Source organism: Gimesia sp. (assembly GCF_040219335.1).
Taxonomy (GTDB): Bacteria; Planctomycetota; Planctomycetia; order Planctomycetales; family Planctomycetaceae; genus Gimesia.
The window spans coordinates 1-20,481 of the sequence record NZ_JAVJSQ010000015.1; the positions used below are offsets into that span (position 1 = coordinate 1).

The following is a 20,481-nucleotide window of genomic DNA, read 5'->3' on the forward strand; positions in this document are numbered from 1 at the left end:
GCAGTTTCCGCGATCAGGCGGACTTCTGTGACGGCGAGAATGACATCGTCTGTGATCGTCCGCCCCGCAGCGAAGGAAACGGCTACTACTATTAAGCGATCGCGGAACAGCAGTTCTGCTCACAGATAATGTTTCCTCAACAGGAAGCAGGCATGCATCGAGGCGGAGGTCTCCACCTCAGGCACCCTGATCAGCGAATCTGGTCAGGGTGCTTTTTTTATGCGCGGTAGAGATCAGGTAATCCAGGAGCGGCTCTGGTGCGGCTGAGCTGACTGCTCGATTTGATGTGGAGGATGCACGATCGGACCCGACTGTGGTTGACGGGGCTCCTGGGGAGTGCTTTCCAAGAGACGTTCCATCAGTTCGTACCAGGACTCCCGGTGAATTTCCAGAACTCTGATAGCGTTATTGATATAGCTGGCTTCCTGTTTCACATCGGCATGATTCAGATTTTCGTACACGAACACGAACAACGCCTTGAGCTGTTCGATCATTTCGGGTTGTTGACCGGAATCGAGTCCCCCGATCAGTTCAGCAACCAGATCGCGACTGCGGTCCAGGGCAAAGTGAGCCTGTTCAAACTGTCTCAATTCTGTGGCCTCCAGGGCTTTTCGAGCAAAACGCAGTGCGCCGTCGACCACCATCAGATGCAGCTGGTGTGGTTTCGCGGTTAAAACCTGATTCTCCAGGTAGTCATTTCCATTCATCTCCTGTTGGCCCTTCGTTCTTTTGTACTTCAGTCGTTTTTATAAATTCGTATTACTTATCGGAAGATGCATTAAGCCTGTTCAAAGCGGTTTGCTGTGAGTTCAACTGATTCACAAGCGTTTCCTGCAGAGTGAACTGCTCGATCAGGCGTTGTCGTCGTGCTTCCAGAATCTCGTTCAGTTCCGCAACCCGGGTGTTGAGAGACAGGGCAGAAGCTTGTAGAGAATCTGTTTGTGCTTTCAATGTGCCGGTGAACGGGTCAGTCATTGAGGTGATGACTTCATCCATCACCACCGCAAAGCCATGATCTTCCTGCTGGAAGAATTCCGTGATCGCAGTGGGGTCGTCGGCCAGCTTCTGATCCAGCGTGCTTTCTTTGAGTTGCAGTTTGCCGCTGCTGTTGAACACGATCCCCAGCTCGGACAGGCTCTTGATCGAGTTGTTGCTGACGGAAAGTTTTTTCGTCAGCAGACCTTCCAGTCGGGAAGTGATGTTAAAGATCAGGCTGTTCCCGTTGAGAACCCCGCGCTGGTTTGTCTCTGGATCAAAGCCTGTCAGGCTATCAGTCGCATCGACAAAACTGTTGTAGGAGTTCACAAAGCTTTTAATCGTGGTCTTGATACCGGATGTATCGCGGGCCACATTGATTGTGGACGGTGCGTCTCCGACCGAGAGCAGATCGATTTCCAGTCCGGTGATGGCATCATCGAAACTGTTGGTTGATGAAGTCAGCAGGAAGGATGTCTGGGGGTTACTGCCGATACGGATCAACGCGTCTTTGGCTTCGACGGAGGTCGAGAACCCGAAATCATAGTCGCTTTCCAGAATCAACTCGCCGCCTGTACCACTGCGTGAAGATGTGATCGACAGCCGCGATGAATTAAAGGCGGTTCCATCGTCGATGATCGTAGCGGAGGCCACTCCAGAGGCATTGAACTTCTCGGCGATGTCTGCCAGGGTGTCGGTTGCTTCGATGGAAATTTCCGTGGTCTGTCGACTGGTAACACCGGTAGTTCCGGAACCCAGAATACCCAGGCTGGCTGCGACCGAACCTCCTGAAACTTCTTCGATCTTTACATCAAATGAGCTGCCTCCCGTGCTTTCCACGATGAAGCCGTCGCCGGTGTCGTTCAGGCGGGCATTGATCTGGGCGCCCGCGGTCCCTGCGGCATCGTTGATCTTCGTGAGGACATCGCCGATGGTTTTAGTGGTCTCTGTATCGGACAGGTCAACTACGAAGCTGGTACCATCACGGTCGATAATGCGGATACTACCCGAAGGGATCTCGGTCCCGTTTTTTCCGTAGGTTTCCAGTGATGTATTCTGATTGACGTATCGCAGGTCGAGCGAGCCGGAGTCGACCGTGTGTTTGTTATCTGCCAGCAGCGTGTCGATTTTGAGTGTGCTCGCGAGGTTGCCACTCACGTCCTGAATTTCAATCGATGTGCCCGAGGCGGCGGAAGTATCCTTGATGGAAATACCGGTTCCCGCCTGATTCAGACTGGCTTCAATCTGAATACTGCCGTTGCCATTGATGAGATCGATTACCTCGTTCAGCGTTTTTGCGGAAGAGAAATCGATGGTGGCATTTCCTCCCGCCCCATCTTCGATGTATACCGACCCGGCATTTAAAACCGGTCCCCCGGACTGGACTCCCCCATTCAGATTTCTGAGCAGGACTGAATTCAGCCCGCCGCTGAGTGTGCCCGTGATGACGCCGCCTGTACCCGTCGTTTCGATATCCAGTTCCCGGGCCGCCAGTGATCCATTCAGAGCACTGACGGTGAAAGATCCTGCCCCGCCGGTATTATCGGTCAGGGTCAGTTGTCCGCTACTGGAGACGGCTGCAGTAACATTACCACCGTTGGAAGCATGATTATTGATCAGATCGACCACGTCACCGACCGACTGAGCTGTATCCAGGTTGATATCAAAGGTACTGCCATCAGAAGCGAGGATCTGAAAATCATCCAGTCCGCTGACAGTTGTGATACCGTTACCGTCGTTGGTTTGTGACAGTTTGAATTCTTCGGTGATGCGGTAGACAGAATCACCGTCAAAAGAGGGACCAACGACAGATTTCAGAATTCCCAGGTCGGCTGCTGTTTTTCCGCCAGCCACTTCACTGATTTTCAGAGTTCCCGAACCCGAGCTGGTATCGCTGATGACCAGGTGATCATTCTGGATGCTGGCAACCACCGAAGTGGCTGACTGGTTGATCTGATTGACGACATCGTCAATGGTCAGTGTTTTGGAGAGATCAACGATTTCGGTCTGACCGTCACGGTCTGTGATCCGAATGCTGCCGCGCTGCACCCCCGCGCCGTTGTTGAGTTCTTCCAGTAACCTGGACTGATTCAGTTCCCCGCCGTTGGAAATTGTAATCGTGGTCGCGGTCCCGATGGGGGTGGTGTCAGTATCGGGGAAACCATCGGATATGACCTGGTGGTTAGTGGCGGTCTGCAGACCCTGTAGCTGGTAAGTGGCTGCGGTGGCGGTGCTGTTGGCAGCGACGCTGAACTGCTGGGTATCGGAGCTGGTGGCCTTCAGGGTTTCGAAGGTGCTTTTCAGATTCAGTTTCTGAGTTGCGGTCTTGAGAGTCAGCAGGTTGGCTTCGAGGGTTTTGATGCCCCCTTCCGTCGCTTCGAACGCCTGCGCACGGCTGGACAACTTCACCAGCGCGTTTTTCTGCACGCCGATGATCGCATCTACAATTTCATTGATATTTAATCCGGTTGCCAGACCGACACCGGAACTGATGCCTGACATGTTAGTAAATCTGTCTGATTCTACTGAGGTTCGTCATTTTCAAAATCTGTCCGCGCAGGGGATACTACAGACTCACAATATTTATCGGTTAGTTAAAACCTGCTGCTTGAGTCGGCCTGTTTTATCTCAGCCTGTGGAACTTGATCTCAGGTTGAGTTGAGGGGTTGTGTCGGCTGTACTGGCTGACAATGCTGAAGTGATGTAATAAAGCACAGCCTATTCCGGGTAACCAAACTGTGTTACTAGAGGTTTAAAGAACCGGTTTACCATGGCCTGTTCTGATTGAGAAAGTTCATCGCGCCATTTCCCGATCTGCAGTGGTTGTACAACCGAAGTATCCGCGGTATGTTCCTGGTCGATGCGGACCGTCTGTCCCACTACCGGTTCATCCGATTCAGATGAGGCTGGTTGTACAGACAGCTCGCGAACTTCTTCCGCAATACGGGCAACAACATCCAGTTTTAAGAGAACTCCCAGTTGGGTCGCCATCTGGAAGATCAGGGCTTCTGAATGAGTTGCGATATGTTCATAAGGGATGACCATAATGCCCGGCAGGGGCAGTGCATGGTGGATTTCCTGGTACGCGGAAACGGTGGCTTCTACGGCATCTGAAAAAGAAGTCTGATGCAACTGCATCGAAGTGCTGACCACATCCCGTGGATCACGATAGTGGTAAAATGGACGGACAGCACCCTGTTGTGCTGCCTGGATCGCCTCTTCTGTTAACAGATCAAACTTGAGAATCATGCGCTCATGAACATTCATCGTACCGATAATCTGATTCAATTCTTCGATACACGCAGGTTCCTCAACCCGGAAGGTATGGTTCTGGCTTTCCCAGATTTTTTTAAAGACGGCCTGTGACCAGTCCGTACCGGAGTTGGGGATACCGAAATTGAAGATAATCATGTTCTAATCCTGTTTCAGAGCGAGTCTTGAAAATGCCTGCTTACTGGTTCTGATCTGCGTCGATCGAGTCGAGACGTCGTTCTTTTTGTGAGAGAAACTGAGGGCGGGGAATCTGTGAGCCACCGCGGGTTTCTTCACGACGGTAGGGATGGTTATCATCGAAATAGTTGATCAGTTGTCCCTGATACTCGATCAGAATCGTCTCACAGGGAATCTGATTACGCTGAATTTCGAGAACGATGTCCGCGGCCCGCCACTGTGTGGCGATCAGAATGACATCGACCGGATGATCCAGTAACCAGTCGCGGAAGTGAATTTCCTGTCCCGTGCCCGGCACGAATGTGCCAGCTTTATTCATGTCGGAATCGATGACGGTAGGGAAACGTTGCATATCCAACTGGTGCTGGTTGATAAAGGCGGCTGCTTTACCGGTCCCTCCCCAGATGGCAGTCCGTTTGCCGGTATTGGCCAGCTCTTCGAACTGAACTGCCAGTTGAGCAGCTGACTGTCGGGCCTTCTTCTGGAAGGCGATCGCCTGACGTGCCAGTTCGACCTGGTGCTGCTGTGGTTCGAAACTGGCCATACCATAAATGACTTCACCATTGTAGCTGGTTTCGATCAGATCCACATGAGTGGCACAACGGGTCAACAACCGTTCCAGTGACTGTGAAGTGAAGTGAGAATTGTGTTCGTAGAAGAAGTCCACGGTACGACCGGCTGCCAAAACGCCGTCGATACAGGGAACTTCGATAAACAGACGCGTTGCACAATCCGCGACATTGGCGGCGAAGGCCACTTCCTGAGCGAAGCCCAGAGGGTTCATCAGGTGTTCGAAGACATGCCGACTGATAATCAGATCGGGCTGGAGTTCAGCCAGATGTTGTCCGGGTTCAAACAGCATGGTGCGTGCTTCAATCAGTCCCCCCTCGGTTTCGATTTCCGCGTTGGGATCGAAGCCAATGAACTTTCCAGAAGGAATTTTCTTTGCCAGCGAACGGATGAGGTGTCCTTCCCCGCAACCGATTTCGACTACTGTCGGGTTCTCGGGGAGGCTGGCAGCGATCAGATCACAGACTTTCTGCAGGTGCTCAGACCAGATGGCCCCTTTGTTGAACATCAGGTTGGGTTTGTCGGAGTAGGGAACCTTCGCATAATCGAAGGCCGCATTCGAGATATGGCCACAGTCCACACACCGCATAAAATCATGCGGCAGGCGTTCCATGGCCTGTGCTTCTTCCGTGCTTTGAGGCCAGGCCAGTGTGGTTAAAGGCAGCAGTCCACCATCGTAGAACTGAACTGCGATGTGATAACTGCAGGCCGGGCAGGTATAGTTTCGCATAGCCGTATCGTAAATGTTAGAACGATCTAAGTTTTCTGACGGCTGTGATTCAGCATCCATGCCATGGTCCTTTTCAGTATCCGAACAGGTCAGAGTATGTGAGTTTGAACGATCTGTAATGTGGTTTTGCAGTGCGGTCTCGAAAAAACTTCCCAGTTCCCGCACCGCACTGATGTCTTCAAAAATAAGCTGACTTTTAGCAAGTATTTTGAGACGGAGTTGATCGCGGAAGTATTCATCCGAACCGATCCGGCAAGCCAGATCGATATACTCTTCAACCGAAGAGACGATACAGTCCGTGAGTCCCATTTTCTTATACATCGCCAGGGTGACGCGACCTCGCATATAGCTGGAGGGCAGTGTCACAATTGGTGTGCCGATTGCCATTGACTGGTACGATGTATTCCCGCCTCCGAAGTGCAACGGGTCGAGCATGACATCGGAAATATAAATCAGATTCAAAAAGTCGGGTGTCGACATGCCACGCAGAAAGAGAATCCGGCCTACCACGTCGGGGAAGGATTTCTGGAACCGTTCAACGAGCAGATCCTTCCACCGGGAGGTCTGGTCTCGAATCATCACAATGCGTGCCTGCGGATCTTTTCGCAGGATCCCGGCCAGTACCTGATCGAATTCCGGATGAATCTTAAACAGTGTCTGCGGACAGGCATAGACGTGATCGTCATCGGACAGTCCGAACGCAGCCCGTGGTTTGATTTCATCAGGCAGGCCGGGGCGATAATAGTAAGAAGGCAGACTTTTGAGCCGGACCAGCTGCTCTGTGTAATGTTCGTCAGCGTCTTCGGGTTCAATCAGTTCGCTGGAAATGAAGTAATCGATTGTTTTCAAGCCGGTAGTAATGGGATGCCCCCATGTGACGCATTGAACGGGGGCATGCCGCGTCGTGGCCAGCGAGAAGATAAACGGGTCCATACCGATGTCGGCATAAAAGAGGACATCCAGTTCCAGGCTTTGCAGCACCTGGTTGGCCTGCCTCAGATCGACTCCCAGAAAGACATATTCATCCGAATCATTCCGGATTTCTTTTGCGGTATCGTCCGTATATTTCGTGGGAGTGATCGTGATCACATGATATTTTTCCCGATCGAAATTGCGAATGATCCCTTTCATCAGAGAGCCAATAGTGTGATTGTAGAACAGGCTGGAAATGAATCCGATCCGGATGCGTCCGTCTCTGTGGACAGTCGGTTCTTCGGGGGACCAGCTGAGAGTGTTCCTGATCTGGTACAGCTCTGCCATGCGTTCGATAATCGGACGATCATTGAATCCCTGGTACGCGAGGTAGAAGGTTCCAGGTGTGAGTTTGATCGAAGTGTCGATGCACACATTCTCCACATGTAGTGTTTCGATCTGCTCTTCGAACGACTCCCGTACTTCCTGGATCGCTTCCAGAGAGGCGGGGATCGGGGGCAGCAGACTTGCGAGGGCGAGCTTGTATTCGGGGAGCTGATTGAGTTCGTACGCCTTTTCCAGCGCCTCCCGGGCTTCCTCAAACATACCCATGGTCTGGTAGACTGTAGCCAGATTGCAGTATGACGGCACATAGGTGTCGTCATATTTGACGGCTTTGAGGAAACTCTTGAGTGCTTTTTTGACTTTCCGCTGCTGGTTCTGGACATGTCCCTGGTAGTTCCAGAGCACCGCGTTTTCCGGATGGTGTTCCAGGCCGGCGGCAACATGTTTTTCCAGTTCTCTGTTCCGCAGCTGTCGGGAATAGAGTTCCAGCAGGTTTAGTCGTGACTGCAGGTGTTCGGGTTCGAGGGCCACCAGTGATTCAAAGTAACCGACGGCAGAACCAATTTTGTTCTGTCGCATCCTGACGGAGCCCATCCCGAACAGAGACGCTGTATTGGTGGGGTCGCTTTGATAGAGACTCTGGAAAATATCATAGGCATAGTCGAGATCGCCGATCGTAGCGACCAGTGAACCGAGATGAAAAGCGGCACCAGGGTGGTTTGGGTGTTTGCCGAGGACTTCCCGGTACACGATCATAGCATCCTGAATCTGCTTCGATTCTTCCAGTGCTTTTCCGATATGGAACTGGATCTCGATGTTGTCCGGGTTGAGGCGCAGCGCTTCACGAAAACAGGAGAGTGCCTTCTCGAAGTTTTCCTGTTCCGCGTACAGAATGCCCAGGTTATTGAGGATCTCCCAGGAATCCCGCTGTAAGGCTGCTGCTTCTCTCAGGATCTGAATCGCCTGCTCATTTCGATTTTGTGCTGAGAGGAAGACTGCATAGTTTTTGAGCGTATCCAGATTTCCGGGGGCGAGTTCCAGAGCCACCTGATATTCGTCTTCTGCTTCTGGATCTTCTGCTTTCGCCAGGGTGTTCGCCAGATTGAAATGCGAGAGATGCAGTTGCGGAGCCAGTTCCACGACCTGGCGGCAGGTTGAAATCGCTTCTTCGAGCTGATCCGTTTCTGCAAGCAGATTGCCCAGGTTGATCAATGCTTCCCGATAGAGGGGCTTGAGCTCCAGCGCACGCCGGTATGCCTGGATTGCCTGTTCCTGTTTTCCGGCCAGGGCCAGGGTGATGGCCAGATTGTACACAAAAGCGGCATTCTCTGGTTCCAGCTCCCGCGCACGTTCGTAGTTTCTGATTGCGTCGTCCAACCTGCCCAGTCCTTTGCAGGCCGCGCCCCGGTTGGAAAAGAATGAGCCGATTCCATCATTCTGGCAGATCGCTCGGGTGATGAAATCGATGGCTTTCTCGAACTGTTGCAGATGCAGATAAACCACACCCAGCAGGTGTAATGCGTCGACCTGTCCCGGGTCATGCTGCAGCACTTCGCGGTAGAGTTGCTCTGCCAGAGGCAGATTCCCCGCCTGATGCTGCTTGACTGCAGTAGTCAGTAATTCCTGAGGTGAAGGCATGACATCTTCTTTCAATCACGAAGCTGATTGAAACGGTTTTCAATCTGAGCTGAGACTGGCAGCCTGATCTGGATGGGCAGGCTGAGTTTTCCGGTTATTCTGTCTGTATCGGCTAAGCCGGGTGGCAAGATAAGCAGTTTCTAGAACCGGAAGCAAATCCGCCTGAAACAGGGGAAAACACTCCGCATTTGATCGGAGATCAGGCAGGATGGGTAAATGAGAAAAGCACTATCCGCCTTGCGATGGATAGTGCTTTTCTGTTTCGTATCAGATTGTTTTCAGTCGGTAATCGACTTACTCAGGGCTTATCTGAGCAGACTCAATACCTGCTGTGGGTTCTGGTTGGCAATCGAGAGAACCGAAATACCAGCCTGGTTCAGAATCTGAGCTTTGGTCATGTTTGCGGTTTCGACAGCGAAGTCGGTATCCACGATCTGACTACGGGCTTCGGAAATGTTTTCCAGAGCCACACCCAGTGATGAAACGTTGGTTTCGATCACGTTTTTCTGAACCGCACCCAGACGACCACGGAGAGTCGATACACGGTTGATCGATTCTTCGATGATGTTCACCAGGTCGGAACCGGGAACAGAAGGACCGACGTCCAGGAGGCTCTTACCACCGCCCGAACCGATTTCAAACAGCTTACCGGAAACACCACCCAGACGGGCTGTGTTAACCGCTTCGATTCCAATACCAATCTGACCAGCGGCAGAGACGTCCTGACCGATCTGGAACAGCGAACCACCACCGGTGATGGTGAGGCTGGCCGTATTGTCAGCCACGTTGGCAGTGGAGGTAAATGAGAACGAAGCATCGAGCTGCTGCGAACGGATGTTGGCAGTCAGACCGGAACCCTGGGCAACCTGCCCGTTGATCCGAGTCACGATGTCCGAGCCAATGGCCCGTTTCAGGGCATTGCCGTCGGTGATATTGTCCACTGTGTCGAAGCTACCGTTGAGTACATTCACATCGACGAATTCATCAGCACCGTAGTTATCGGCACTGAAAGTCAGGTAAGCGTTGGTTCCGCCGGACAGGGCAGCAGCAGCTTCCACTTCGACGACACCTGAACCATCACCTTCTGCGGCACTGGAGATCAGTGCATTAGCGTCTGCGTTACCATCGAGTAGTGATTTGATCGATGTTGCATTGGATGTGATCGTACCAGTACCGTTTGTAGCCAGGCTGACCACAATCGTAATATCAGTGTTGGTATTATTGAATGTGATGTTGGCTGAAGCACTGTTGGAAGACGGGTCAACAAACTGAACGCGGATATTCTGTCCGGTATCGCCGAGAACACTGTCTGAAGTCCGGGCATCGGTGAAGGTCAGACCGGAGTTCGTCGCGTTGGCGTTGTTGAAGGACAGGTTGCTGGCAACCTTGTTGGTTTTCGTTGCAGTCACACCGGTAATGTCACTCACGCCGTTCACAGCGTCTTTGACGTTATCCAGTGAGCTGGAAGCACCCAGGAACAGCACCTGGCTACCGCTTTTACCACCCACTTCGATGGTGGTTGCGCTGGCCAGACCGCCGTCAACGGCACTGTAATCCAGGCTGGCCTGAGTGGCAGCGGTTACAACGGTGGCATCCAGTGTGATGGTGCTGCTGGTTCCGAATACGGCTTCGTTGACCTGGTAGTCAGACAGTTTGGCAGCATCGGTGGCAGAAGCCTGTGTACGGAAAGCTTTGCTTCCATCGATCAGCTTGTCGCCAGCGAATGAGGTGTTCGCTGAAATACGGTTGATGGCTGATAACGCTGTATCGATCTGGAGCTGATTCGCTTCGATTTCGTCCTGAGACAGAGCGCCTTTGTTCAAACCTTCCTGAACCAGACCACGAACCTGGTTCAGCAGGTTGGTGACTTCGCCCAGAGCCGAGTCAGCGGTGGCAATCACGTTGCTGGCACGGTTTGAGTTTTTGATGGATTGTTCAATCGCGGAAACCTGTGAACGCAGGGTTTCACTGGCAATCAAACCGGAGGGGTTATCTTTACCAGAGTTAATTTTCAAACCGGTGGACAGACGGGTCAATGAGGTGTCCAGCAGGTTGGTAGACTTATTCAAACTACGTAAGCCTCTCAGCGCGGCTACGTTAGTATTAATTCGTGTCATGGCAAACAGCCTTTCTCACTTGTAATGAAAGCTCCCTAGGGGTTTTCAAGGTTAGAGCTACTATATGATTCAGGTTCTCGAGCAGTGCTGAAACCGCCCGCAAACATTAGTTTTCGTTCCTGTCATATCCGAGAAATGTGGATCAATGTCATCTGTCGTGACAGGATGCCTCGAACTGATGTGGCTTATCTTTCCATAACAAAACCATTCCAGATTCAGATGATGCAATGAATGTACAGAGGGAAACTGCGCATTCACGCTCCTTAACTATCGGAATGTTACTTTGGGTAAATTAAGCGACTCTGGTGTTTTTTTGAAAATAAACCGATCTCTCCGTTTTCCCATGCAGGAAGGGATGACCTGTAACTGTTATCCGATCCTTCATCAAAAGTTCGGCTGCACCTGCCGTAACGTGAGAGAGGAAAATGGTGATCATGACAGGCGAAGCGACAGAAAGACCGAGCCAGTCGTCATGATCGTTACGTTTTGCCTGACAGGACGTTGCCTCGGCAGCGAAACGGGCAGGGTTGGACTAACCGTCATATTTTGACAGGCTGCTCGAAAACTGACTCCGCTCAGCTTGATCTGAATAGACTTTCAGAGAGGAGAAAGAGTCAGTCATTCAGCGAGTGACAGACGCTGCCGGCTCGTGTGGATCTCCTTTAAAAGCGGATGGAGAAGTCGTCGTTTTGAAACACCACGAAGTATCCGCTGCGCGCTGCCAGGAAAAACTCTGGGCCGGGAGCGACTCTGGTTGGTGTTGTCTCGACGATTCAACATGTCGAATTGAGGGAGCGCGGATTGACTTACTTACTGGTCGCACTGATCGCAACAATTGCCAGTGGTTCGTTGGTGATTTATTAACGGCGAGAGAGGAATCATTAATCTGTTTCCAGGCAGCGTGCGTTTGCGTTAATACGAATCACGTTCAAAGGCGAAGGTGACAACTTTTTATGCCTGCTATCGCAGAGTTATTGATTATACGGGTTAATGCTGGTTCTTCTGATGAATACAGGTCGTAACAAATGAACTTAGTTCGCGCTATCACTGAAACAGTTCATGCGAAAAGTCTTTGCTTATTGCTCAAGATCGCTGATCGGCAATGACGATCCATTTTTCATATCTTACCAAAAGCGAATCCGCAACCGCAGGTGGTTGAATAGTCAGACAGACGATGTCGCAACGGTTGATGGAATAAATAAGAAGAATCATAGTTCACCTGCACCGGTCCATTCGCTTGCCAGGATTAAATCATCCTCAGCAGACCATAATCATAAATCGCATACCTTAGGGAGCAGCATCGCATGCCTTTGTGTCCCCAACACATCAGTCAGCAGGTTAAGGAAGCCCATTCACGATTAGGAGGATCACTTGTAAAAATTCAGAAAGCCCGTCATGACTCAGCAGTTGAATCTGAAAATCTGAAATCCATGTTCCAGTCCTGGGAACAGAAGTGGATGCATCGTCGCGAACTGATTGCCAGTCGCATTCAGACCATTGAAGCCCAATTGCAAGAACTGGCGGAATCTGAGCTGCCCATGCCCCAGTTCACCATTTTTGACGATCCCGGGGAATAACCCCGGGGCACTGTTCCCTGTGCCTATTCACTTCTAAGCTGGTGCACGACCCTGCTGATCCGGCGGATTGCTTCCTCGATTTCCTCATTTGTATTGAGGAACGAGAGACTCAGCCTGAGAGCAGACTGATAGACCGGCTCGGGACAGCCCATCGCCAGCAGAACCGGAGCGGGATCCCGGGAACCGCTGGCACAGGCACTGCCCAGGGAACAGGAAATGCCCGCCAGGTCCAGGGAGATCAGCAGCGCCTCCCCGTCCAGTCCAGGGAACGAAATATTCAATGTGTTCGGTAACCGGTGCTCCAGCGAACCATTGATCACGACCGGCGGGCAATGTTCCTGGAGGCCCTGTTGCAGGCGATCGCGAAGGGCGGCCATCTGTTCTGATCGCTGTCTGTGATCGCGGATGGCACACTCCAGTGCCCGTGCCATCCCCGCGGCCAGGGCAACAGGTTCCGTACCCGCCCGCTTGCCTCGTTCCTGATGACCGCCGGTGATCTGGGGGAGTAATCGTGCATTCTCTTTCACGATCAGTGCACCCACGCCTCGCGGCCCATGAAATTTGTGAGCTGCCAGACTGACTGCGGTCGCGCCGGAACCGTGGAAATGGAACGGGATTTTTCCAATCGCCTGCACGCCGTCCAGGTGCAGGGGAATCCGGTATTTCTCGCAGAGCGTTGCCAGTGGAGCGACATCCTGAATGACGCCGGTTTCATTATGAGCCAGAATCAGTGTCGCCAGTTGAATCTGCTGCCAGTCGAATTCTTCCAGAGCTGCGACATCAATCCGACCATCTGATTCCAGGGGGATGACTCTCTGCCTGATACCCCGTGGCGCCAGTCTGCGGATGGTATTGACGGTCGCCGGATGCTCTCCCGCGGAGAGTGCAATTTCACCCGCCGTCCCGGGGAGGAAACCCTGGATCGCGAGGTTAATCGATTCGGAGCCTCCGCTGGTAAAGATAACTTCCTGGGGATCAGCGCCCACCAGTGAGGCCAGCAGTTCTCGGGCATCTTCCAGGACGCGTCGCGACTGACGTCCGTCTGCATGGGCACTGCCTGGATTGGCATAGTGAGTCCGGTATTCCGTAGCTACCAGGTCAATGACTTCTTCCAGCGGTGGTGTGGTCGAGTTGTTATCCAGAAAAATCCGTTGTGCAGCGGGAATCGACATGACGGGCCTGTATTCAGGTTACCTGTAACATCAGGCAAAAATGGAGACGTACTCTCGTATTGTTTTACTTAGCGGTGTTAAGCCGTGCTGATTGTCTGATCTCAGCCTTTGGCTGCTTCCTGGGCCTGAACTTTCAGCTGATTGGGAACATGTTCGATCAGCATATCAATAATATCGTCGGTGCCCAGTCCCTGGCTGTCGGCCTGGAAGGTGGTCACGATCCGGTGCCGCAGGACAGCGTGTGCCACCGATTTGATGTCTTCGGTGGATACATGGAAGCGGCCTTCCAGAATGGCCCGGGCCTTTGCTCCCAGAATCAGGAACTGACCCGCACGCGGACCGGCTCCCCAGGACAGATATTCTTTGACGAATTTCGGAGCCGAATCTTCCCCGGGACGTGTAGCTCGTACCAGATCGCGGGCATACACAAAGACATGCTCGGCGACAGGCACTTTCCTGACGACCTCCTGCAGAGCCAGAATCTGACGACCGGTGAGAGCCGCTTCCAACTCGGGTTTCTGATTGCCGGTAGTCTGTTTAAGGATCATCAGTTCTTCGGCAGCGGTGGGATAATTCACCACGACGTTGAACATGAAGCGGTCCAACTGTGCTTCGGGGAGGGGGTAAGTCCCTTCCTGTTCGATCGGGTTTTGCGTGGCCAGTACGAAGAATGGCTCGGGGAGTCGGTAGGTATTGGAGCCTACGGTGACATGGCGTTCCTGCATCGCTTCGAGCAGAGCGGCCTGCGTTTTGGGAGGCGTTCGGTTGATTTCGTCAGCCAGCAGAACGTTCGTAAACAGTGGGCCCTGCATGAACTGGAAGCTGCGATGACCGGTTTCGGGATCGTCCTGCAGCACGTCGGTGCCCGTGATGTCGGAGGGCATCAGGTCGGGGGTAAACTGGATGCGGCGGAACGAGAGATGCAGAATTTTGGCGATGGTGCTGACGAGCAGGGTTTTGGCGAGTCCCGGTACGCCCACCAGCAGGCAGTGACCGCGGCTGAAGAGTGAAATCAGGATTTCGTCGACCACTTCGGTCTGGCCGATGATCACTTTGCCGATTTCGTCCCGCATTAACAGGTAGGCGTTCGCCAGACCGCGAATAGCCTGGGTCTCCAGATCTCGTTGTGCGTCTTCGTCTTCCTGAACCATCAGATGCTCATCAGGGTTGGTCATGTCCACCACAGCCTTATCAAGAAAAATCCAAACTGCTATAAACGCTGTTTATTGTTTATACTTATCAGTAGAACCGATTGGAAGGGGCCGTTTGTCACCTCAGCCCGGTCGGGCGAGATCAGGCCTGGCAGTTCTGATCGGGTTTGATTGTTAAGTACTGCTATTATCCTCATTTAGATCGAAAAAGCGAGTAAAAACGTGTCCCAGTCTCAAGTAGCTTATCTCGTATTTGATGTCGAAGCGATCGCCGATGGGGGCCTGATTTCACGGGTCCGTTATCAGGGCGAAGGGCTCTCACCCGGAGAGGCACTGGCGAAATATCAGGAAGAGCAGATCGAGGCAACGGGCAGCAACTTTATTCCGGCTACATTTATGCTGCCGATTTCCGTGGCGGTGGCCAAGCTGTCAGCCGACTATCGTCTGCAGGATTTGACGGTGCTGGATGCTCCCGAGTATCGCCCGCACGTGATTACGGGCAAGTTCTGGCAGGGTTGGCGACATTATGGACAGCCGACGTTTGTGACCTTCAATGGCAGGGGCTACGACCTGCCGGTGCTGGAACTGGCCGCATATCGCTATGGAATTGCGTTACCGGAATGGTTCAACGTCGACGCCCGCAGCTTCGATCAGTCACGTAATCGTTATAATACAAACGCGCACATTGATCTGATGGACACGTTTACCAACTTCGGCGCTGCCCGCATGACGGGGGGGCTGAATCTGCTGGCGAATCTGATCGGCAAGCCGGGCAAGACCGGCATCGACGGTTCCAAGGTGCAGGAGATGTACGATGCAGGGCAGGCAGATGAAATTAATGACTATTGTCGTTGTGATGTCCTGGATACCTACTTCGTATTTCTCAGATCACGGGTGTTGACCGGTCATTTGAGCCTGGAACAGGAACAGGACATCGTTACCGAGGCTTACCGTTACCTGGAACGCGAGGCAGGGGAAAACGAAAGCAAAGCATATCAGCATTATCTGGAGCACTGGGGTGACTGGGAGCCCCCCGAGGAATAACGGCGGATACGATTTTATTTCGCGTAGTGCACCTGGACGTCCGACAGCAGAAATTCAGAGATACGATCATTCCTGGTCTCACTGATGCGGATGGGCAGGGCCTGTCTGCTGCTGAATTCCAGTTCTACACTTTCCCAGTCGGGCCGGGGGGCATCCGGATGAGGCTTGAGTTTCAAGGTCACAAACCAGGGAGACGCTGCTTCGGCGGACTCTGCATCCAGCTCAATGGTGAATGATTCGATCTGAAAGGATTTCTGATCGACATCAATCAACCAGCCGGGCAGTACTTCCTGCAACGCCTGTTTTTCACTGACCCGCGAGTCTGAAGCACTACCGTAAGTCGACAGCACCTTCCCGTCAGTTTGTCGCTGATTGCGTTTGAAGATGGTAATACCGTTACCCAGCCGTACAGAATCGATACGGGATGTTTCTGTAAGCCAGCGTGTCACCAGTTTCTCGATCTGCAGGCGTTCTGTTGGATTTCGTTCGGTGTCATTGTCACTGGTAAAAGCAACCCGTTTGATCGGGGACTGACCCGCTGGCATCGGTTGTGCAGCGGGGAAAACCGCTTTCGCGACGGTCTGTCTGACGAACTGCGGTTCCGGGCTGGTGTGAATCCGGGTGGTCGGAGTGACTTTCAACGCCGTCAGCTCAATCGAGGCGAACCGGTCTTTCTGGGCTGACTCTCGTGTCAGGAACGTCAGCGATTCCGGCAGCATGGAGCGGGCGTTGATCTGGATTTCAAAAGGGCGACAGAGTCGGCGGGTGAGTGTGTCCTGTGGTTGTCCCTGCAGGACTATTCTGCTCTGAGACTGACTCATCAGCTTCCAGCGGTATTCGGTTTTCAGTTTTGCGAGGGAAATCGGTTGTTGAAACTCAGAGAACAGTGCGAGTTCGTGTCCACTGAAATAAGCCTGGTTTTGCTGTTTGAACTGTTCGACCGCGGACTGTGGTGTGACCGGAGACAGAAAACGCGAAGCGGCCGACCATTGGGTGAGAATGGTATTTACTGGAGTCTGCTCCTCGGCGGCACGAACACGCGCAGAAGAGACGACCAGTAGAATGAGGCTATACGTAAAGATGGGATGACGATGCATCGCTGAACTCTTGGAAAATCAAGGAAAATGAGACTGTGAGAGGGGCAGGGGACATCAGAGGTGCTGACAGAGGTGAGCCGAAATGTAGCACAAAGGCGGATTTGCGGGAACGGCAATCTGCGTTCAGTCTCAGACAAAAAGGGGGGGCTGCGCGCAGTGTCTCTAAGATGTTCGGAGATAGAGGCTTAGCGGGACCGTTATGTCACTGTTTAACGGCGGCAGGTTTCTTCTGAATCTGCTGAACAAGCTTGCGGAAGTCGGGCAGATTCTGCAATTCTGCCAGATCGGGATCTTTCTGCATCCACTCGGCATCGTCAAATCCGAGTTGGGAAGAGAGTGCCAGGTAGTGGATCGCTTTTTTCTGATAAGCGGCGATCTGCTGTTGGACGGCGGGAGTTTGGGGCTGGTCTTTGAGGTTGATCAGCGCCCGACCGAATACGCAGGCAACGTTATAGTGGAAGAGGGCGTTCTGCTCGAACTTTTTCAACTGGCTTTCGACAAACTGAATCGCTTTGTCTTCCTGGTGATTATAGACCATGCAGATCGCCAGTCCGGTGATGGCCTGTGAGTCGTGCTTATCCAGTTCGAATGCATTCTGAAAATCTTCCTGTGCTGCCTTCCAGTCCTGCTTCATCAGGTGGGAATGTCCGCGGCCCGTATAGGCCTGTAACAGGACTTTCTCTGTTTTCTCGTCCGACTGATCGGCCTTTTTCTCCGTTAGCAGGACCCGGTTGAAGACCTGGATTGCCTGGTCCCACTGCTCGACATTGTTGTAAGTCTGTGCCTTGATCAGGTAGAGCTCCATGTTGTTGGGGGCGACATTGATCGCGGCGTCACAGGCAGCGATGGCATCGGCCAGCTGTTTCAGGTCCCGGTAGATGTAGGCCTTGGTGATATGAGCGTAGATCGAATTTTTGTCGACTTTCAGGACATCGTCGCAGGTTGCGATTGCCTGGTATTCCCGATTGAGTTTGCGCAACAGGGCGATTTTTTCAGAATAGGATATCATGTGCCGGGGGTTGGCTTCGATGGCCCGGTCAAACGTTTTAATGGCTTCGTCGGGACGATTCAGGGCAATCTCGAGATCGGCTTTGAAGCCGTAGATTGACATGAGTTTGGGGTTCACTTTAATACAGGCGTCGTAGGTCGCGAGTGCCTTGTCATCCTGTTTCATGCGGGAGTAGTGTGAAGCCAGTACGGTGTAACCGTAGGGATCCTGGGGCGCGATTTCGATGGCCTTCTTCAGCTCAGCCAGGGATTCCTCTACTTTGTCCTGATTGCTGTAAAGTAAACCCCGGGTGACGTACAGGCGGGCGTACATGCTGTCGACTTCCAGACCCTGTTCCACTGCTTTCAGACCGGCGTCATATTCTTTTATGGTGTTCAGCGTATTTGCTTTGGCCAGATAGGCTGGCACGAGCAGAGGATCAATGCTGATTGCAGTATCATACTCCTCAACGGCTTCCTTGTACTCTTTGCGACGATGTGCCTGTTCGCCTTTTTTGAGATAATGATTTCCCGGGGAACGCTGATAAATGTTCTCCAGCGCAGATTGAGCCGCCCGTTTTTTATCTGCATTGGTTCCGGCGACCCGGGCATCCATGATGGTGCGGCGGGCTTCGGGAGTGCCGATGGTGGCCAGTGCGCCGAATATGGAACCCCAGGTCGATGATTTGGTTGTCTTGGCCAGACCCTCCGCGAGAATCTCGACAGCCTGATTGGAATCGGAATTTCGCAGACCGGAGACGGCGCCGTTCACGATCGAATGATTGCTGTCGTCGAGTGCCTGCCTGGCGAGTTCAAAGAACTGCGGCGATTCCAGTTTCTGGAGCGTGGAGAGGATCAGCAGTTTTTCGGTCTGCAGGGCACCGGGGTAATACTTTACAAACCGGTCTTCAACGGATTCATCACCGATGGAAGCCAGCGTTTTGATGAGCAAGACCTTCAAGCCGGCGTCCAGCTTGTCTTTTTCCAGGTGTTGAAACAACAGGGGAATCGCCCGCGGATCTTTCATGCGGTCGATGAAACTGAGCATGTCGCCTGTGGGAAGTGACTGCTGCATCTGCTGCAGGACATATTCCATGGCCAGGGCTTCACTCGCATTGTCCTTACGTTTGATTAATTCCCGGAAGGCGACATTGCGAATTTCTTCTTCGGGGGACTTGAGGGCATCGCTGAGGACTTCAAACAGCCGGGGGTGCCCGTTCAAAACCAGTGCCCGGATGGCTGCCTCACGCAGTTCCCGGTTGTCGCTGTCCAGGAACTCGTAAATCGCGGCGCCCCATTCGGGACGGGGATTGCGGGCAATGACTTCGATGATGATTTTCTGTGACGCCGGTGGATGGGATTTCAAGATTTCCAGCAGCGCCTGTTGTCCGCCTGCATAACGGGACTCAGCCAGGCTGGCGATAGCCATTTCAAACTGGGGGCCGGGGGGCATTTTTGCGACTTCCACCAGTCGTTTGAATGCTCTGGGATCACCCAGAAAACGCAGGGCGTACAAAGCCGCTTCCTGGACGCGGGGGTTCTCATGGGAAGTCAGTTCGAGCACCAGGGGGAGTTCTGCATTGGTCAACTGTCGACCGCCACTGATCAGGGCAGCGGCTTTGATTGCCGGGGAACCAGTGCGGATCTGCTCGGCGATTTTATCACGTGAAAGGACTTCCAGGGCGCTGTCCAGTGCGGCATGGATGGCTGCTTCTTCAGTTGCATGTGTCACCCGGGGAGCGGTCCCGCCGAGGTAGGGGATTGTGACATTTTTAAACGCTTCGCCGGCGAGATGCAGTTCTGTTATGACAGACGGAAAGAGGGGGAAGGGAACACCCAGAACGGCGTTCGATCCCAGAGAAGCGGCGATGCGGGGCAGCCATTGGCTGATGTCGTGTTCAATTTCCACCTTATCTTTGGGGAAGTAGAGTACGAAGCGTTTTACGTTTTTCAGAGTCAGGTCATCGACGACTTTGACAAGGGCGCCGATGTTGATGCTGTTTAGCTCTCCGGTGATGGTCAGTTCTGCCAGGCAGCGACTGGGCCCCAGCAGTTCAATCTGGTAATCCAGTTTTCCCTGTTCGAAGCGATTGACGTTCAACGCCAGCGGCTGCTGGTCGACGGTCGTCCGAAATTCGATCTCCGGAGTCTGGGCGCCTCCGGGCAAATCGCCCAGTACAATCCAGAGGCCACCCGCTTTACCGGGGGGGACGACGACCTCATCTTCAAATTTCAATTGTCTGAGCAACTGACGCTTTTTCCCCAGTAAGACACTTTGGCTATTGAGATTTGAGGGTAATCCAGCGAACGGATGAGGTCGGCCATCGACGAATGCTTTCACCTGCGCGCGTTGCAGTTTAACCGGCTGCGTCGAATCGTTGACCAGAGTGAGTTGCGTCAGTAAGTATTGATACTCGTCCGGGCCCCGATTGTTTCGGGAACCTTTAAGTGATTGATCCAGGGTTAAGAACAGTTTCGTTTTTTCAGTGACCAGCGGCTGGTGTGCCGGTTTCTGGTTGCGGGTTTTTAAGCGGGCCTCGATTTCTCCCAGTTGCTGGCGGACCCGGGCATTGGTTCGTTCCGATTCTTTCTGTGGGCTGCCCGATTGAGGAGCCCGGGCGGACTGTGCGTTGACCAGAGGCGAACAGAGCAGGAACGCAATCAGGCTGCAGACCACCGTGCGGGACAGATCGAATCGAATGGGCATACTGTGTTA

11 protein-coding genes are annotated in these 20,481 nt (G+C 52.9%); 2 read left to right on the plus strand and 9 right to left on the minus strand.

Annotated features, from left to right (window positions below):
• Positions 1-233: 233 nt before the first annotated feature.
• The 5 genes from RID21_RS12825 to RID21_RS12845 form a co-directional block, all read right to left on the minus strand.
• Positions 234-707: a flagellar export chaperone FliS gene (locus RID21_RS12825; RefSeq protein ID WP_350189393.1), complete on the minus strand. Its 474-nt coding sequence runs from the start codon at positions 705-707 to the stop codon at positions 234-236.
• Positions 708-759: 52 nt separating this feature from the next.
• A complete protein-coding gene (gene fliD, locus RID21_RS12830) occupies positions 760-3,477 on the minus strand; it encodes a flagellar filament capping protein FliD (RefSeq protein WP_350189395.1) in 2,718 nt (905 codons plus the stop codon).
• A 216-nt stretch (positions 3,478-3,693) separates the two neighbouring features.
• Positions 3,694-4,386, minus strand: coding sequence for a hypothetical protein (locus RID21_RS12835; protein WP_350189397.1), 693 nt, complete (start codon positions 4,384-4,386; stop codon positions 3,694-3,696).
• Positions 4,387-4,426: 40 nt separating this feature from the next.
• Complete coding sequence (locus RID21_RS12840; protein ID WP_350189399.1) at positions 4,427-8,620, minus strand: tetratricopeptide repeat protein; 4,194 nt, start codon at positions 8,618-8,620, stop codon at positions 4,427-4,429.
• A 305-nt stretch (positions 8,621-8,925) separates the two neighbouring features.
• Positions 8,926-10,737: a flagellin N-terminal helical domain-containing protein gene (locus tag RID21_RS12845; RefSeq protein ID WP_350189401.1), complete on the minus strand. Its 1,812-nt coding sequence runs from the start codon at positions 10,735-10,737 to the stop codon at positions 8,926-8,928.
• A 1,304-nt stretch (positions 10,738-12,041) separates the two neighbouring features.
• On the opposite strand from RID21_RS12845, the gene RID21_RS12850 reads away from it, so the two are divergent.
• Positions 12,042-12,314, plus strand: a complete 273-nt coding sequence (locus RID21_RS12850) for a hypothetical protein (protein ID WP_350189403.1) — start codon at positions 12,042-12,044, stop codon at positions 12,312-12,314.
• A gap of 23 nt (positions 12,315-12,337) precedes the next feature.
• Here RID21_RS12850 and RID21_RS12855 read toward each other — a convergent pair whose 3' ends face one another.
• Both RID21_RS12855 and RID21_RS12860 read right to left on the minus strand, forming a co-directional pair.
• A complete protein-coding gene (locus RID21_RS12855; protein WP_350189405.1) occupies positions 12,338-13,486 on the minus strand; it encodes a cysteine desulfurase family protein in 1,149 nt (382 codons plus the stop codon).
• Between the two features lie 101 nt (positions 13,487-13,587).
• A complete protein-coding gene (locus RID21_RS12860) occupies positions 13,588-14,661 on the minus strand; it encodes an AAA family ATPase (protein WP_145035820.1) in 1,074 nt (357 codons plus the stop codon).
• 198 nt (positions 14,662-14,859) lie between these two features.
• Between RID21_RS12860 and RID21_RS12865 the strand changes: the two genes are divergently transcribed.
• Positions 14,860-15,681 (plus strand): 3'-5' exonuclease, encoded by an 822-nt coding sequence (locus tag RID21_RS12865; RefSeq protein ID WP_350189407.1) that lies wholly within the window; start codon positions 14,860-14,862, stop codon positions 15,679-15,681.
• Between the two features lie 14 nt (positions 15,682-15,695).
• Here RID21_RS12865 and RID21_RS12870 read toward each other — a convergent pair whose 3' ends face one another.
• Both RID21_RS12870 and RID21_RS12875 read right to left on the minus strand, forming a co-directional pair.
• Positions 15,696-16,778: a hypothetical protein gene (locus RID21_RS12870; protein WP_350189409.1), complete on the minus strand. Its 1,083-nt coding sequence runs from the start codon at positions 16,776-16,778 to the stop codon at positions 15,696-15,698.
• A 202-nt stretch (positions 16,779-16,980) separates the two neighbouring features.
• A complete protein-coding gene (locus RID21_RS12875) occupies positions 16,981-20,472 on the minus strand; it encodes a HEAT repeat domain-containing protein (protein ID WP_350189411.1) in 3,492 nt (1,163 codons plus the stop codon).
• Positions 20,473-20,481: the final 9 nt, after the last annotated feature.

Coding starts and splice junctions, on each gene's coding strand:
- RID21_RS12825 (WP_350189393.1), bottom strand. CDS start 707: ATGAATGGAAATGACTACCTGGAGAATCAGGTTTTAACCGCGAAACCA.
- fliD (WP_350189395.1), bottom strand. CDS start 3,477: ATGTCAGGCATCAGTTCCGGTGTCGGTCTGGCAACCGGATTAAATATC.
- RID21_RS12835 (WP_350189397.1), bottom strand. CDS start 4,386: ATGATTATCTTCAATTTCGGTATCCCCAACTCCGGTACGGACTGGTCA.
- RID21_RS12840 (WP_350189399.1), bottom strand. CDS start 8,620: ATGCCTTCACCTCAGGAATTACTGACTACTGCAGTCAAGCAGCATCAG.
- RID21_RS12845 (WP_350189401.1), bottom strand. CDS start 10,737: ATGACACGAATTAATACTAACGTAGCCGCGCTGAGAGGCTTACGTAGT.
- RID21_RS12850 (WP_350189403.1), top strand. CDS start 12,042: ATGCCTTTGTGTCCCCAACACATCAGTCAGCAGGTTAAGGAAGCCCAT.
- RID21_RS12855 (WP_350189405.1), bottom strand. CDS start 13,486: ATGTCGATTCCCGCTGCACAACGGATTTTTCTGGATAACAACTCGACC.
- RID21_RS12860 (WP_145035820.1), bottom strand. CDS start 14,661: ATGACCAACCCTGATGAGCATCTGATGGTTCAGGAAGACGAAGACGCA.
- RID21_RS12870 (WP_350189409.1), bottom strand. CDS start 16,778: ATGCATCGTCATCCCATCTTTACGTATAGCCTCATTCTACTGGTCGTC.
- RID21_RS12875 (WP_350189411.1), bottom strand. CDS start 20,472: ATGCCCATTCGATTCGATCTGTCCCGCACGGTGGTCTGCAGCCTGATT.